This window comes from Kitasatospora sp. NPDC001119, from assembly GCF_053598475.1.
This window is the reverse complement of record NZ_JBSFKI010000044.1, coordinates 1-14,768: the sequence shown is the minus strand read 5'-3', so window position 1 is coordinate 14,768 and position 14,768 is coordinate 1. Positions and strand designations below refer to the sequence as shown.

At 71.9% G+C, this 14,768-nt stretch carries 15 protein-coding genes; 5 read left to right on the top strand and 10 right to left on the bottom strand.

What is annotated here, in order from left to right; all coding sequences use genetic code 11:
* The first annotated feature begins 67 nt into the window (after window positions 1-67).
* Window positions 68-790 carry a phosphatase PAP2 family protein gene (locus ACWDD9_RS36625; RefSeq protein ID WP_387830988.1) on the top strand — a complete coding sequence of 241 codons (723 nt, stop codon included), beginning with the start codon at window positions 68-70 and terminating at the stop codon, window positions 788-790.
* Between the two features lie 35 nt (window positions 791-825).
* Here ACWDD9_RS36625 and ACWDD9_RS36620 read toward each other — a convergent pair whose 3' ends face one another.
* The gene (locus tag ACWDD9_RS36620; protein ID WP_143204767.1) at window positions 826-1,017 is read right to left on the bottom strand and encodes a hypothetical protein; all 192 of its coding nucleotides are present in this window, start codon (window positions 1,015-1,017) and stop codon (window positions 826-828) included.
* Between the two features lie 159 nt (window positions 1,018-1,176).
* Here ACWDD9_RS36620 and ACWDD9_RS36615 point away from each other — a divergent pair, with 159 nt between their 5' ends.
* Both ACWDD9_RS36615 and ACWDD9_RS36610 read left to right on the top strand, forming a co-directional pair.
* Window positions 1,177-2,076: a LolA-like protein gene (locus ACWDD9_RS36615; protein WP_049655966.1), complete on the top strand. Its 900-nt coding sequence runs from the start codon at window positions 1,177-1,179 to the stop codon at window positions 2,074-2,076.
* 198 nt (window positions 2,077-2,274) lie between these two features.
* Complete coding sequence (locus ACWDD9_RS36610) at window positions 2,275-2,463, top strand: hypothetical protein (protein WP_049655983.1); 189 nt, start codon at window positions 2,275-2,277, stop codon at window positions 2,461-2,463.
* A gap of 44 nt (window positions 2,464-2,507) precedes the next feature.
* On the opposite strand, the gene ACWDD9_RS36605 is transcribed toward ACWDD9_RS36610, so the two are convergent.
* Window positions 2,508-2,876 carry a metal-sensitive transcriptional regulator gene (locus ACWDD9_RS36605; RefSeq protein ID WP_049655968.1) on the bottom strand — a complete coding sequence of 123 codons (369 nt, stop codon included), beginning with the start codon at window positions 2,874-2,876 and terminating at the stop codon, window positions 2,508-2,510.
* Window positions 2,877-3,237: 361 nt separating this feature from the next.
* On the opposite strand from ACWDD9_RS36605, the gene ACWDD9_RS36600 reads away from it, so the two are divergent.
* Window positions 3,238-3,858: a DUF47 domain-containing protein gene (locus ACWDD9_RS36600; RefSeq protein ID WP_030059626.1), complete on the top strand. Its 621-nt coding sequence runs from the start codon at window positions 3,238-3,240 to the stop codon at window positions 3,856-3,858.
* A gap of 5 nt (window positions 3,859-3,863) precedes the next feature.
* Window positions 3,864-4,859, top strand: coding sequence for an inorganic phosphate transporter (locus ACWDD9_RS36595; RefSeq protein WP_049655972.1), 996 nt, complete (start codon window positions 3,864-3,866; stop codon window positions 4,857-4,859).
* 186 nt (window positions 4,860-5,045) lie between these two features.
* Here ACWDD9_RS36595 and pstB read toward each other — a convergent pair whose 3' ends face one another.
* From pstB to mshD, 8 genes are all read right to left on the bottom strand, one after another.
* Entirely contained in the window at window positions 5,046-5,822 is a 777-nt protein-coding gene (pstB, locus tag ACWDD9_RS36590; protein ID WP_049655974.1) for a phosphate ABC transporter ATP-binding protein PstB, read from the bottom strand.
* 42 nt (window positions 5,823-5,864) lie between these two features.
* Window positions 5,865-6,935, bottom strand: a complete 1,071-nt coding sequence (gene pstA, locus ACWDD9_RS36585; protein WP_049655976.1) for a phosphate ABC transporter permease PstA — start codon at window positions 6,933-6,935, stop codon at window positions 5,865-5,867.
* Window positions 6,932-7,909 (bottom strand): phosphate ABC transporter permease subunit PstC, encoded by a 978-nt coding sequence (pstC, locus tag ACWDD9_RS36580; RefSeq protein WP_049655977.1) that lies wholly within the window; start codon window positions 7,907-7,909, stop codon window positions 6,932-6,934. Before pstC ends, pstA begins: the two co-directional genes overlap by 4 nt.
* Window positions 7,910-8,060: 151 nt before the next feature.
* Window positions 8,061-9,191 (bottom strand): phosphate ABC transporter substrate-binding protein PstS, encoded by a 1,131-nt coding sequence (pstS, locus tag ACWDD9_RS36575; protein WP_181970641.1) that lies wholly within the window; start codon window positions 9,189-9,191, stop codon window positions 8,061-8,063.
* A 227-nt stretch (window positions 9,192-9,418) separates the two neighbouring features.
* Window positions 9,419-9,934, bottom strand: coding sequence for an NUDIX hydrolase (locus ACWDD9_RS36570; protein ID WP_049655980.1), 516 nt, complete (start codon window positions 9,932-9,934; stop codon window positions 9,419-9,421).
* A gap of 1 nt (window position 9,935) precedes the next feature.
* On the bottom strand, window positions 9,936-11,024 hold the full coding sequence (locus ACWDD9_RS36565) for a CHAD domain-containing protein (RefSeq protein ID WP_074006420.1): 1,089 nt from the start codon (window positions 11,022-11,024) through the stop codon (window positions 9,936-9,938).
* 120 nt (window positions 11,025-11,144) lie between these two features.
* Window positions 11,145-13,322, bottom strand: coding sequence for an RNA degradosome polyphosphate kinase (locus ACWDD9_RS36560; RefSeq protein ID WP_063780380.1), 2,178 nt, complete (start codon window positions 13,320-13,322; stop codon window positions 11,145-11,147).
* A 347-nt stretch (window positions 13,323-13,669) separates the two neighbouring features.
* Window positions 13,670-14,656, bottom strand: a complete 987-nt coding sequence (gene mshD, locus ACWDD9_RS36555) for a mycothiol synthase (RefSeq protein ID WP_449813979.1) — start codon at window positions 14,654-14,656, stop codon at window positions 13,670-13,672.
* Window positions 14,657-14,768 lie beyond the last annotated feature (112 nt).

Genomic DNA, 14,768 nt, shown 5'->3' with positions numbered 1-14,768 from the left:
CAGCTTTCGGCGCCGGGCCAGCCCCGGCGGGAACGTACAGGTGCAGTGGACCAGAAGGAGGTGCGGCGTGTCGACGCCGCTTGCCGACACGACCAACCCCGACCTCGACCTGCTCTACGCCGTCAACGGCCTGGCCAAGCGCTCCCCGCAGTGGCTTGACCACCTGGTCTCGTGGATCGGCGAGTACGGCATCCTGATCGGCCTGGCGATGCTGGGCCTGGTGGCCTGGCTCCAGGCCAGGCGCCGTCCGGACGCGCCGGTGGCGATGGCCGGGCTGCTCTGGGTGCCGCTCTCGGTGGCGGTCGCCGAGCTGGCGAACCTGCCGATCGCCGCGATCGTGAACCGCCCACGCCCCTTCGTCGACCATCCGGGGCTGCTGGTGCTGGTGGACGGCAAGGCCGGCACCCACTCCTTCGTCAGCGACCACTCGACCATGACGATGGGCGTCGCGGTGGCGCTGTTCCTGGTGAACCGCAGGCTGGGCTGGATCGCCGGCGGGCTGGCGCTGCTCCAGGGCTTCTGCCGGATGTTCATGGGCGTCCACTACCCGACCGACGTGATCGGCGGCTTCGCGCTGGCCGTCGCCGTGGTGCTGCTGCTGGCGCCGATCGCGATGGCGGTGCTGGTGCCGTTCTGCCACGCGCTGAGCCGGACGGCGGTCGCCCCGCTGATCCGGGCGCCCGAGCGCGGCGGCGCGGCCCGCGGCGGGGCCGGTCCGCGCGGCCGTCGGCGCGGGCGCGGGACGGTGCGGGCCGGGGAGCAGCCGCCGGAGTCCGACCTCGCGGCCTGAGCCCGCGGGCGGACGCGGCCAAGCGGTCCAGGCGGTCAGTCCGGCTCGGCACCGTTCCCGGCGAGGTGGTCGGCCCCCTCACGGCGGGCCAGGTCGCGCGAGCGGCGGGCCGGGGAGTACCAGCCGCAGCTGCAGGTCGCGAAGGCGAAGGAGCCGCGCTCGCTGATCACGAGGCGGTGTTCGGGCATCCTGGTGGTGCCGGGTGCGACCGGCAGCTCACTGTGCACGTGGTTCACCGTAACGCGCCGGACGCCCCCCGCGCGACGCTCCGGCGGTACCGGCCCCGTAACCCTTCGCGCCCCAACTCGTTTGCCCGGAAAGAGCTCTGCCCACCGGTGGTGTCCGGCGGGGCAGTCGGGCCCGAGGGGGTTGTCGCGAGGATGAAGATGACCGACCAGCAGCGCACCGGACGGCCGGCACGCCGGCCGGGTCCGCACCTGCGCTCGGCGGCCGGGGCCGCCCTGCTCGCCGCCGCCCTGGCGGCGGGGGCCGCCGGCTGCTCCGGAGGATCCGTCGACGGCTCCTCCGACCAGCAGTCGGCCGCGCCCGACCAGCTCGCCGCGGACCCGCTGACGGCGGTGCGCAACGCCGCCGACATCACCGGCCGCACCGGCTCCGCGCACACCGCGACGGAGCTGGTCACCGAGTCCGCCGAGAAGAAGGCCTCGTTCAGCGGCACGGGCGGCTACGACTACGTCAAGCGGATCGGCCGGCTGGAGGTCCAGGTGCCGCCGGGCGCGGCGACCACCGGGAAGATCGTCGAGGTGGTCCTGCCGGGCACCGTCTACCTCCAGAACAGCGGCGCCAAGGTCCCCGAGGGCAAGTGGGTCAAGCTGGACGTGCGTCAGCTGCCGGACGGCAACCTGGTCAGCAGCGGCGCCACCGACCCGGCCTCGGCGGCGGGGGCGCTGCGCGGGGCGCAGAAGGCGGAGGCGGTGGGCACCGAGACCGTCGACGGCGTCGCGCTGCACCACTACCGGGGCACCCTGGACCTGGCGAAGGCCGCCGACGCGACCGGCGGGCGGGGCGGGGACGGCCTGCGGACGGGCGCGCAGACCTTCACCGTCAAGGAGGTCCCGTACGACGCCTGGCTGGACGACCAGGGCCGGCTGCGCAAGGTGGTCGAGGTGTTCACCTTCGCCGGGGTGGCCGGGTCGAAGGAGCCCAAGGACCAGGTGAAGGTGACGTCGACGACCTCGTTGGCGGACTTCGGCAAGCCGGTGGAGGCGGCCGAGCCCGCGGCCTCGGACATCTACCAGATGAAGCCCACGGAGAGCCCGAAGTAGGGCGGGTCCGATGCTTCCCGGGCTGCCGGGGCGAGACGGGGTGCGGCCGGGGCGGGTGGCCGTCCGGGGAGCGACGGCCACCCGTTTCGGCGGTGCCGAGATGGCCCGTCCGTGCCATGTGGACGGGCCCCGGAGTGCCTAGGCTGGGCTCCGGGTGGCTGCCGCCCGGGCTGGCGAGGCACTGAAGGGGTGGTGCAGGTGGTGTCGTCCACGGGCGGCCGCAGCGGCGGCCACGACGACGCGGCCCTCGACGAGATCGATCTGGCCGGGGAGCTGATGATCGCCGCGACGGCCAGCTCCGGCGACCGGCTGCCGACCGAGCGGATCGACGAGGTGCTGCTGGACCGGAGCGAACCCGGGCAGGCCGACCGGGAGGCCGACGGCTAGCGGGGCCCGCGCGGCGGGCCCCGGAGCGGCGGACGGCCGGCGGCTCAGCTGCGCAGCAGGCGGCTGATCGCGGCGGTGGCCTCGGCCACCTTGGCGTCCAGTTCGGCGCCGCCCTCCTCGGCGGCCGCGGCGACGCAGTGCCGCAGGTGCTCCTCCAGCAGGGAGAGCGCGAAGGACTGCAGCGCCTTGGTGCCGGCCGAGACCTGGGTGAGCACGTCGATGCAGTAGACGTCCTCGTCCACCATGCGCTGGAGGCCGCGGATCTGGCCCTCGATCCGGCGCAGCCGCTTGAGGTGGGCGTCCTTCTGCGCGCTGTAGCCGTGCGGGCCGTGGTGCCCGGCCGGGGCGTGGCCGGCGTGCGGGTCGGTCCCCTGCGCGTGCTCCGGCTCGGTGCGCGCTTGCGTGGTGGTCATCGGCCCCGCCTTCGTCTCAGTGCCTGGTGGCTGCGTCGGCCACCAGTGTCCAACACCGGGGCCCTCCGTGGTGTTCCGACGGCCGACCCGGCACGTGCCGCCGGGCCGGGAGCGGGGGTGGCCGGCGGTTCACCCGTCTGAGCGGCGCCCCGGTCTTCCGTACGCACGACGGGGACAATCCGGGCGAGGTTCCGTCAGACTGAGGGCTCGAGTCCGCACGTGGCGGTGCGGTCCGGATCAGCCGGTGCGGCAGCCGAACGGAAGGGGAGCTTCCGGCTCCTTCCCCGGCCCCCCGTTTGCGTGATTGCGCTTGGTTGCACCTAGCATCGTTCAGTCCCTACCCCGCACATCGGAGATTTCCGTGCGTTTTAGCCTGACCCCGAAGGAGACGAGCTTCTACGACATGTTCGCCGCCGCGGCGGAGAACCTCGTCGTCGGATCGAAGCTCCTCTTGGAGCTGCTGGGATCAGACGTGTCGGCCCGTGCGGAGATCGTCGAGCGCATGCGCGCCGCCGAGCACGCCGGGGACGACACCACCCACGCCGTCTTCCACCAGCTGAACTCGTCCTTCATCACGCCCTTCGACCGCGAGGACATCTACAGCCTCGCCTCGTCGCTGGACGACATCATGGACTTCATGGAGGAGGCCGTCGACCTGGTCGTCCTCTACGACATCCAGACCCTGCCGAAGGGCATCGAGCAGCAGATCGAGGTGCTGGCGCGCGCCGCGGAGCTCACCGCCGAGGCGATGCCGAACCTGCGCAGCATGTCCAACCTCACCGAGTACTGGATCGAGGTCAACCGGCTGGAGAACCAGGCCGACCAGATCCACCGCAAGCTGCTCGCCCACCTGTTCTCCGGTCAGTACGACGCCATCGAGGTCCTCAAGCTCAAGCAGGTCGTGGACGTCCTTGAGGAGGCGGCGGACGCGTTCGAACACGTCGCCAACACGGTGGAGACCATCGCCGTCAAGGAGTCCTGACCCTCGTGGACATGGCAGCACTCATCGCCGTCGTCGGCGTTGCGTTCTTCTTCACGTACACCAACGGCTTCCACGACTCGGCGAACGCGATCGCCACCTCGGTCTCCACCCGGGCGCTCACCCCCCGGGCGGCACTGGCGATGGCCGCGGTGATGAACCTGGCCGGCGCGTTCCTCGGCAGCGGCGTGGCGCACACCGTCTCCAAGGGGATCATCGAGACCCCCACCGGCGACAAGGGCATGGTGATCCTGTTCGCCGCCCTGGTCGGGGCGATCGCCTGGAACCTGGTCACCTGGTACTTCGGCCTGCCGTCCTCCTCCTCGCACGCGCTGTTCGGCGGCATGGTGGGCGCGGCGATGGCCGGCGGCATCGACGTGATCTGGAGCGGGGTCCTCGACAAGATCGTCATCCCGATGATCGTCTCGCCGGTGGTCGGCCTGGTCGGCGGCTTCCTGGTGATGCTGGCGATCCTGTGGATCTTCCGCCGGGCCAACCCGCACAAGGCCAAGCGCAACTTCCGGGTCGCCCAGACCGCCTCGGCCGCCGCGATGGCGCTGGCGCACGGTCTCCAGGACGCCCAGAAGACCATGGGCATCGTGGTGATGGCGCTCACCATCTCCGGCCACCAGTCCGGCAACGGGATCCCGGTCTGGGTGAAGATCTCCTGCGCGACCATGCTCTCGCTGGGCACCTACGCGGGCGGCTGGCGGATCATGCGGACGCTCGGACGCAAGATCATCGAGCTGGACCCGCCGCAGGGCTTCGCCGCCGAGGCCACCGCCGCCACGGTCATGTACGTCACCTCGTTCGTCTTCAAGGCGCCGATCTCCACCACCCACGTGATCACCGCGGCGATCATGGGCGCGGGGGCCACCAAGCGGATCCGCGCGGTGCGCTGGGGCGTCGCGAAGAACATCGTGCTCGGCTGGTTCATCACGATGCCGGCGGCCGCGCTCGTCGCGGCGCTGGTGTACTGGTTCGCCCACCTGTTCTGGGGCTGACGGCCCCGCGGGACGCACGGAGCAGGACGCGCGGAGCAGGACGCACGAACGGACAGGGCCCGCCCCCACATCTCGGGGGCGGGCCCTTTTCCATGCCCCGTGGCGGCACCGCCATGCAGCACCACGGGACAGCTCGCGGTCCGTCACGCCGCTCGGCGCCGGGGCGCCGCCCGTGACGGGGCCGGTCTAGCCGAAGCGGCCGGAGATGTAGTCCTCGGTCGCCTGGACCTGCGGGTTGGAGAAGATCCGCTGGGTGTCGTCCAGCTCGACCAGCTTGCCCGGCTGGCCGACACCGGCCAGGTTGAAGAAGGCGGTGCGGTCGCTGACGCGGGCCGCCTGCTGCATGTTGTGGGTCACGATGACGATGGTGAACTGCTCCTTCAGCTCGCCGATCAGGTCCTCGATGGCGAGGGTGGAGATCGGGTCGAGCGCGGAGCAGGGCTCGTCCATCAGCAGGACCTGGGGCTCGACCGCGATGGCGCGGGCGATGCACAGGCGCTGCTGCTGACCGCCGGAGAGGCCGGCCCCCGGCTTGTTCAGCCGGTTGTGGACCTCCTTCCAGAGGTTGGCGCCCTTCAGCGAGCGCTCCACCACCTCGTCCAGCACGGCCTTCTTCTTCACGCCGGCGAGCCGGAGACCGGCGATCACGTTGTCGTAGATCGACATGGTCGGGAACGGGTTCGGGCGCTGGAAGACCATGCCGACCGAGCGGCGCACGGCGACCGGGTCGACGTTGGAGGCGTACAGGTTCTCGTCGTCCAGGAGGACCTTGCCCTCGACCCGGGCGCCGGGGATCACCTCGTGCATCCGGTTGAGGGTCCGCAGGAAGGTGGACTTGCCGCAGCCGGAGGGGCCGATGAAGGCGGTCACCGAGCGGGGCTCGATGCTCATCGAGATGTCCTCGATGGCCTTGGTGGTGCCGTAGAAGGCCGACAGTCCGCTGACGTCGATGCGCTTGGCCATGATCGTTGCTTCTCTCGTCTGTCTCGTACGTCAGTCGGTCGCTCAGTGCCCGCCCTTGGGCGAGCGCCAGCGCGCGATGCCCCGGGCGATGAGGTTGAGCCCCATCACGAAGGCGATCAGCACCAGCGCCGCGCCCCAGGCACGGGCGTAGCCGAAGTCGTTGTTGACCTGCGAGTACTGCTGCCAGATGTACATCGGCAGGGACTGCTGCGGGCCTTCGAACGGGTTGTTGTTGATGGAGTCGGCGCCGAACACCAGCATCATCACCGGGGCGGTCTCGCCCGTGATGCGGGCGACCGCGAGCATCACACCGGTGGTGATGCCGCCGATCGCGGTGGGGAGGACGATCCGCAGGATGGTCTTCCACTTCGGCACGCCGAGCGCGTACGAGGCCTCGCGCAGCTCGTTCGGGACGAGCTTGAGCATCTCCTCGGTGGACCGGACCACGACCGGCATCATCAGGATCGCCAGTGCGAGGCTGCCCGAGAAGCCGGAGTAGCTGAAGCCCAGCGCGAGGTTCCAGATCGAGAGGATGAACAGACCGGCGACGATCGACGGGATGCCCGTCATGACGTCGACGAAGAAGGTGACCGCCTTGGCGAGCGTGCCGCGGCCGTACTCGACCAGGTAGACGGCGGTCAGCAGACCGATCGGGGCGGCGATGGCGGTGGCCAGGCCGACCTGCTCCAGGGTGCCGATCAGCGCGTGGTAGATGCCGCCGCCGGGCCCGGACTGGATCACGCCCTTCATGGAGTGGCCCAGGAAGTTCCCGTCGACCACGTGGATGCCCTGCTGGACGGTGTAGACCGTCAGGGCGACCAGCGGGACGACGGCCAGGATGAAGGCGACCCAGACCACCGAGGTGGCGAACCGGTCCTTGGCCTGCCGACGGCCCTCGACCTGGGCCGAGAGGGTGTAGCTGATCAGGAGGAAGAGCAGGCCCGAGATCAGGCCCCACTGGAGGTGGCTGGCCAGCCCGCCGACCGCGCCGATCCCGCAGCCGAGGGCGATCGAGCCGGCGGCGACGGCGGCCGGGGCCCACTTGGGCAGGCGGTTGGCGGTCAGCGGACGGCCGACGGGCCGGGCGTCCTCGACGAGCGCGGTGACGGTCATGCGTTGGCCCCCGAGTACTCCTTGCGGCGGGCGATGATCAGTCGCGCGGCACCGTTCACCAGCAGGGTGATGACGAACAGGACGAGGCCGGAGGCCATCAGCGCGTTGCGGCCGTTGTCCCCGGCCTCGGCGAACTTCAGCGCGATGTTCTGCGCGAAGGTGCCGCCGCCGGCGTCGAGGATGTGCAGCGACAGGACGTTGCTGGCGGACAGCACCACCGCGACCGCGATGGTCTCGCCGAGCGCGCGGCCGAGGCCGAGCATCGAGGCCGAGATGATGCCGGGGCGGCCGAACGGCAGCACCGCGGTGCGGATCATCTCCCAGCGGGTCGCGCCGAGCGCGAGCGCCGCCTCCTCGTGCATCCGCGGCACCTGGCGGAACACCTCGCGGGAGACCGCGGTGATGATCGGCAGGACCATGATCGCCAGCAGGATGCCGACGGTGAACAGGTTGCGCGGGGTGCCGGTCCTGGTCTGGTCGAAGATGTACGTCCAGCCCAGGTACTCGTTGAGCCAGCTGGTCAGACCGTCCATGTGCGGCACGAGGAAGAGCGCGCCCCAGAGGCCGTAGACGATGCTGGGGACGGCGGCGAGCAGGTCGACCAGGTAGGCGAACGGCTGGGCGATCCGGCGCGGCGCGTAGTGCGAGATGAACAGCGCGATCCCGATGGCCACCGGGACGGCGATCGCCATCGCGATGACGGCGCTCACGATGGTGCCGAAGGCCAGGACGGCGATGCCGAAGACGGGCTTCGGGGCGTCCGGCGTCCACTCGAAGGAGGTGAGGAAGTTGCCTTCGTTGGTGCTCAGGGCCTGGACCGACCGCCAGGTCAGGAACGCCGCGATGGCGGCCATGATGACCAGCAGCAGGATGCCCGAGCCCCGGGCGAGGTTCATGAAGATCTTGTCGCCGACCCGGCTGTCGCGCGGCCGGCGTTCCCTGCCTCGCGGGGCGGCAGGGGAGGATGAAGTCATTGGTCTACTCCGGTCTGGTGGTGCCGCCCCGGAAGGGGGAACGGCACCATGGCGGCGGTGCCCCGGACGTGGTGCTGGGTGTGGTGCGTTCCGGTGGAGCGGCCCCGGCCCCCCTCGCTCACGGGGCCGCCCCACCGGGGGTCCTGTCGGGTCAGGCCAGGGTCGCGATGACGCCGTTGACCTTGTCGGTCACGGCCTTCGGCAGCGGGACGTAGCCCTTCTCGCCGACGGCCTTCTGGCCCGCGTCGCTGGCCGTGTAGGTCAGGAAGGACTTCAGGGTGTCGAGGGTCTCGGCCTTGTTGCCCTTGTCGCAGACGATCTCGTAGGTGATCAGGACCAGCGGGTAGGAGCCCTCGTCCTTGGTCGCGTAGTCGAGCTTCAGCGCGAGGTCGCTGCCGGTGCCGGCGGCCTGGGCCTTGGCGATGGTGCTGGCGGCGTTCTCGGCGGTGGCCGCGACCGGCTTGGAGGCGCCCGTGTTGATGTCGGCGCTCTTCAGGCTGTTGGTCTGGGCGTAGGCCAGCTCGACGTAGCTGATCGAGTTCTTGACCTGCTTCACCTGGGCCGAGACGCCGGCGCTGCCGTTGGCCGACTGGCCGCCCTTGGCCGCCCAGGCCTTGCCGGCCGGGTAGGTCCAGGCGCCGCCGCCGGCGGCGGCGAAGTACTTGGTCAGGTTCTCGGTGGTGCCGGCGTCGTCCGAGCGGTGGAAGGTCTGGATCTCCGCGTCCGGCAGCTTGGCGCCCGGGTTCAGGGCCGCGATCGCCGGGTCGTTCCACTTGGTGATCTGCGAGTCGAAGATCTTGGCGGAGGTCGGGCCGTCCAGGACCAGGTTGTCGACGCCGTCGACGTTGTAGACCAGCGAGATCAGACCGCCGACCATCGGCAGGTCGATGCCCTGGCCGCCGGTGCAGACCGCCTTGGAGGCGTCGACCTCGGCCGGCTTGAGGGCCGAGTCGGAGCCGGCGAACTGGATCTTGCCCTGGTTGAACTGCTGGATGCCGGCACCGGAGCCGCCACCCTGGTAGTTGATCGTGCTGCCGGAGCAGGCGGCGGCGAAGCTGGTCTTCCAGACGTCCATCGCCGCGGTCTGCGCGGTCGAACCGGCGGCGATCAGCGAACCGGCCTTGCCACAGTTGATCGCGCTGGTCGCGGCGGAGCCGTTGGAGCCACCGGACGCGGTCGTGTTGTTGTTGTCCGACCCGCAGGCGGCGAGCGACAGCGAGCTGACGAGCGCCATGGCACCGATCGCGAGGGCCTTGGAGCGGCCGTTCCGCTGGAGCTTCACAGGGGTGTCCCTTTCTGTGGCATTGCCCTTGGCGTGCGCCGTACGCGTACGGCCCAGCGCGGGTTTTGCTGTGGTCCGGGGCCCGTGCGGCCCTCCGGTGGTCCCGAAGTTAGGCCGGGTAAGTGACACGACAGCCGGTCGCAAGTGAACGGCGAGTGAACCTCGAACGGATGACAGGAAACTACGTCAGGTAGTAACGGTTGCGTCACGGGGAGGGCGCGACGAGATCACTTCCACCGTTCCTTCACCGGCCCGGCCCCCGCGGCCCGCACCGGCTCCGCCCCCAGGACCGCCAGCAGGGCGTCGACCAGCAGCCGGTCCTGGTCGTGGGTGAGCCGTGCGCGCGCCTTCCCGGCCGGCAGCCAGTCCAGCCGGTCCACCTCCCGGTTGGGCCGGAAGGACCCGCTCGACGGCACCGCCGCCCAGTAGCGGACCTCCTTCGGACGGCCCTGCACCCGGTAGTGCTGGGTAGGCAGCTCCGGGCCCAGCAGGCAGTGGAACCCGGTCTCCTCCCGGACCTCGCGCAGCGCCGCCTCGGCCATCCCCTCACCGGCTTCGAGCTTGCCCTTCGGCAGGCTCCAGTCGTCGTACTTGGGCCGGTGGACCAGCGCGATCCGCGGCCGCCCCAGCCGGCCGCTCTTCTTCGGCCGGCCCGGCAGCCACAGCACCGCGCCCGCCGCCAGGATCACCGGGCCGTGCCCCGCACCGGCCGCCGCCCGGCCGGTGCGGGGGCGCTCGCCCACCTCAGACCGTCCGGGGTGCGACGGAGTGCCCCCAGGCGTCGGCCGGGACGAGCTCCAGCCAGCCGTCCGGGCCGGGCGGCAGGTCCGGCCAGCGGCGGCCGACGGCGTACCGCGCCGACTCCACCTCCAGCCGCTGGTCGGCGTGCACCACGCCCAGGACGTACGCGGTCGCCGGGGTGATCCGCGGGGTGCGCGCCGCGGTGGCGGCGGTGACGGCGGCGTCCGCCGCCTCCTGCTGCCGGTCCAGCACCGCGTCCAGCCCGTCCAGCTCGGAGGAGGCGCGGCCGCACACCTCCAGCACGTACCGGGCCCGCTTCACCAGGATCCGCAACCGCGCCCAGGGCGCGTCGTCGGCCGCCAGCGCGGTGTCCGCGTCCGTCGCCCCGCGGGACGCCGGCACCGCGCCCAGCCGGCGCAGCCCGTCCCCGCCGTACGGCGTCGCGGCCCGCTGCAGCGGCAGCTGCTGGGCGCCCGCGGACAGCGCGGCGAACGCGGCGGCGGCCTGCGGCAGCAGCACGGCCGGGGCCCGGCCGTCCGCCGAGTCCAGCAGCGGCGCCTCGCCGACCAGCAGGGTCATCCGGTCCGCCAGGGCGTGCAGCCGGGCGGAGCGGAGCTCCTGGAGCACGGTGGAGTGCGCCCTGGTCCGGGCCAGGGTCAGCTGCCGGTCCAGCAGCGCGCGCGCCTTGGGGGCGCCCGCGTGGCCGGCCAGCATGCCCGTCCCCTCCGGGTCGGTGCCGCTCAGCAGGTCCAGCGCGCCCAGCAGCCGGGCCGAGCGGCGGACGTAGCCGGGCTCCAGCGCCAGCAGGTTGAGCAGCCAGCGCAGCTCGGTGCGCGACTCCTGCGCCCAGGTCTGTTCGAAGACCGAGCCGAAGGTGTGCAGCAGCCCGCCGATCCGCCGGACGGCCCGCAGCAGGTCCGAGGTGCCGGCCGACGGGACGGTCGAGGCCGTCCCGGGTCTGGCACCGACCTCGCCCACCGCCAGCGGCAGCGCGCGCAGGAAGGCGCCGGCCTGGACGGTGAGGTGGCGGGAGAGGATGTCCCCGGCGGTCGCTGTGGAGGCCGCCTGGGCCGTCATCGGCGCTTCGGTCATGGCGTGGTAGATCCCCGTTCTCCCAGGGCGGTCCCCCGGAGCTGGTGGCCGACCGCCGGAACAGGTCCCCTTCGGGCCCGAGGGGCCCGACTGCTCCGGCGGCTCGCATCAGTGGGCGCGTCAGCGCGAGGTGGCGGCCCTGCGGCGCTGGCGCGAGTCGATCAGCAGGTCCTGGACGTGTCGCAGCGGCCGGCCCTCGGCGTCCTGCGAGTGCCTGGTCCAGGCGCCGTCCGGCCCCAGGTGCCAGGACTCGGTCTCGTCCGACACCCCGAGGTCGATCAGCCCGGACAGCTCGGCGCGGTGCGCCGGATCGGTGATCCGCAGCAGCGCCTCGATCCGGCGGTCCAGGTTGCGGTGCATCATGTCGGCGCTGCCGATCCAGACCTCCGGATCGCCGTTGTTGCCGAACACGAAGATCCGGGAGTGCTCCAGGAAGCGGCCCAGGACGCTGCGGACCCGGATGTTCTCGCTCAGCCCCGGGACACCCGGGCGGATCGCGCAGATCCCGCGCACCCAGACGTCCACCGGCACCCCGGCCTGGGAGGCCCGGTACAGCGCGTCGATCACGGCCTCGTCGACGATCGAGTTGACCTTGACCTTCACGTAGGCCGGGCGGCCCGCCCGGTGGTGGGCGATCTCGTTGTGGATCCGCGCGACCAGCCCGTCGCGCAGGCCGCGCGGGGCGGTCAGCAGACGGCGGTAGGACTCGCGGCGCGAGTAGCCGGAGAGCCGGTTGAACAGGTCCGAGAGGTCCGCGCCGACCTGCGGGTCGGAGGTGAGCAGACCGAGGTCCTCGTACAGCCGGGCCGTCTTCGGGTGGTAGTTGCCGGTGCCGACGTGGGAGTAGCGGCGCAGGGTGTCGCCCTCCTGCCGGACCACCAGCGAGAGCTTGCAGTGCGTCTTCAGCCCGACCAGGCCGTACACCACGTGGCAGCCGGACTCCTCCAGCTTGCGGGCCCACTTGATGTTGGCCTGCTCGTCGAAGCGCGCCTTGATCTCGACCAGCACCAGCACCTGCTTGCCGGACTCGGCCGCGTCGATCAGCGCGTCGACGATCGGCGAGTCGCCGGAGGTGCGGTACAGGGTCTGCTTGATCGCCAGCACGTCCGGGTCGGCGGCGGCCTGCTCCAGGAATGCCTGCACCGAGGTGGAGAAGCTGTCGTACGGGTGGTGCAGCAGGACGTCGCGCTCGCGCATCGCGGCGAAGATGTCCGGCTGGGAGGCCGACTCGACGTCGGTCAGCCCGCGGGCCGTGCCGGCCACGAACTTCGGGTACCTGAGCTCCGGGCGGTCCAGCTCGGCGATCCCGAACAGCCCGGTCAGGTCCAGCGGCCCGGGCAGCGGGAAGACCTCCGCCTCGGTGATGTTCAGCTCCCGCACCAGCAGGTCCAGGATGTACGGGTCGATCGACTCCTCGACCTCCAGCCGGACCGGCGGGCCGAAGCGCCGCCGCATCAGCTCCTTCTCCAGGGCCTTGAGGATGTTCTCGGTGTCGTCCTCCTCCACCTCCAGGTCCTCGTTGCGGGTGACGCGGAAGGCGTGGTGGGCCAGCACCTCCATCCCCGGGAAGAGCTCCTCCAGGTGGGCGCCCATGACGTCCTCCAGCGGGACGTACCGCTGGGGCGAGGCCTCCAGGAAACGGGCCAGCGACTGCGGCACCTTGACCCGCGCGAAGTGCTTGTGCCCGGAGACCGGGTTGCGCACCACGACGGCCAGGTTCAGCGAGAGTCCCGATATGTACGGGAAGGGGTGCGCCGGGTCGACGGCCAGCGGGGTCAGCACGGGGAAGATCTTCTGCCGGAACAGCGTGTGCAGCCGGGCCTGCTCCTTCTCGGCCAGCTCCGACCAGCGGACCAGCTCGATGCCCTCGGCGGCGAGGTCCGGCAGCACCTCCTGCTGGAAGGCGGCGGCGTGGCGGGCCATCAGCTCGCGCGAGCGGGTCCAGATCAGGTCCAGCACCTCGCGCGGCTGGAGGCCGGAGGCACTGCGCGTGGCGACGCCGGTGGCGATCCGGCGCTTGAGGCCGGCCACCCGGACCATGAAGAACTCGTCCAGGTTGCTCGCGAAGATCGCCAGGAACTTCGCCCGCTCCAGCAGCGGGATGCCCGGGTCCTCCGCCAGCTCCAGGACCCGCTCGTTGAACGCGAGCCAACTGCGCTCGCGGTCCAGGAAGCGGCCCTGCGGCAGCGCTTCGAACTCCTCGTCGTCCGTGGCCGGCAGCTCCGGCGGGATCCCCAGCGCGCTGGACATCCGGGCCGGGGGCGACAGCGGGGCAGAGACGGGGCGGGGGATGCTCATGGGCTCCAGCTCCTCCAGCAGCAGGACGGCGTCCGGACGCGATGGGCTCTGCGGGCCGTCGCCCTCGCCCCGGGCCGGACCCGGGGACAGCACCCACCCTCCGGGCGCGGTCCGTACAGGACCGGCCGGTGCGTGGCGGTCGACTCTGCACGAGCGAGACACTACGGACTTCATCCTGTGATCTTCGCGGCAGCAATTGAATCCACGGTAAACACCGCATGGCCGGGAGGAAAGCTGAGTCGGTCGGGGCAAGGGGTTCGGCCGTCCCGTACCCCGTCCGTTCCCTGGTCCGTGCCCCGGTCCGGGGGTGTTCCGGGGGCGTTCCGGCCGCCGGCGGCTACCGACGGCTAGGCGGGGCGGGGCGCCCGGTACGGGGCCCGGTACATGAGGTCCACCTCGTGGACGGTGAACCCCAGGCGTTCGTACACCCGCACGGCCACCGGGTTGTCGGCGTCGACGTAGAGGAGGACGGCGCCCAGTCCGCGCTCGCCGGGGCCGCTGCCGGTCAGGTGGCGAAGGCCCGCCGCGGTCAGTGCCCGGCCGAGGCCGCTGCCCTGCTCCGCCGGGTCCACGCCGACCACGTACACCTCGCCGAGCTCGGGCTCGGTGGCGGTGGCCGGGTGCACCTTGGTCCAGTGGAAGCCGACCACCTTGCCGTCCCGGGTGGCGAGGAAGAAGCCGGCCGGGTCGAACCAGGGCTCGGCGATCCGCTCGGCCAGGTCCTGCTCGGTCCAGGTGCCCTGCTCGGGGTGGTGGGCGAAGGCCAGGGCGTTCAGCCGCAGCCACTCGGCGTCGTCCTCCCCCGGGCGGAAGGTCCGGAGCTCGATGCCCGCGGGGACGACCACGTCCTCGGTCTGCGGGCCGGGCCGGCGCATCTGGCGCAGTTCGCGGACCAGCTCCGCGCCGTACGCCTCGGCCAGGTGCCGGGCCGCCGGGTGGCCGCCGTGCACCCAGAAGTCCACCGCCTCGCGCCCCGCGCGGTGGGCCTGTGCCAGGACGGCGTCCACCAGCGGGCGGGCCAGGCCGCGACCGCGGACGGCGGGATCGACCACCAGCTCGGCGGCGGGGTTGGCGGCCGGGTTCTCCGGCACCTCCAGCTGGCCGTAGCCGAGGACGGCTCCGGTTTCGGACTCGGGTTCGGCCCCGGATTCGGTCGCTACGAGATGGATGACGCCCGGGCGCGGAGTCTCCGCGTTCCGCAGCCGAAGCCGGCCCTGCTCGGACACGGCGGCCCGGCCGTCCACCGCCTGGGCCTCCGCCAGAACACGCAGAGCGCCGTCGCACTGCGCGGGCCGGAGCACATCGTTCGCAATGACCGCTGTCTGATCGTCCATGCCCTGACGATACGTCACCGGAAATGCGAAGAACCCCCATCCGGGACCCGGATGGGGGTTCTTCTGAAGAATTGTTCGGCGGCGTCCTACTCTCCCACAGGGTCCCCCCTGC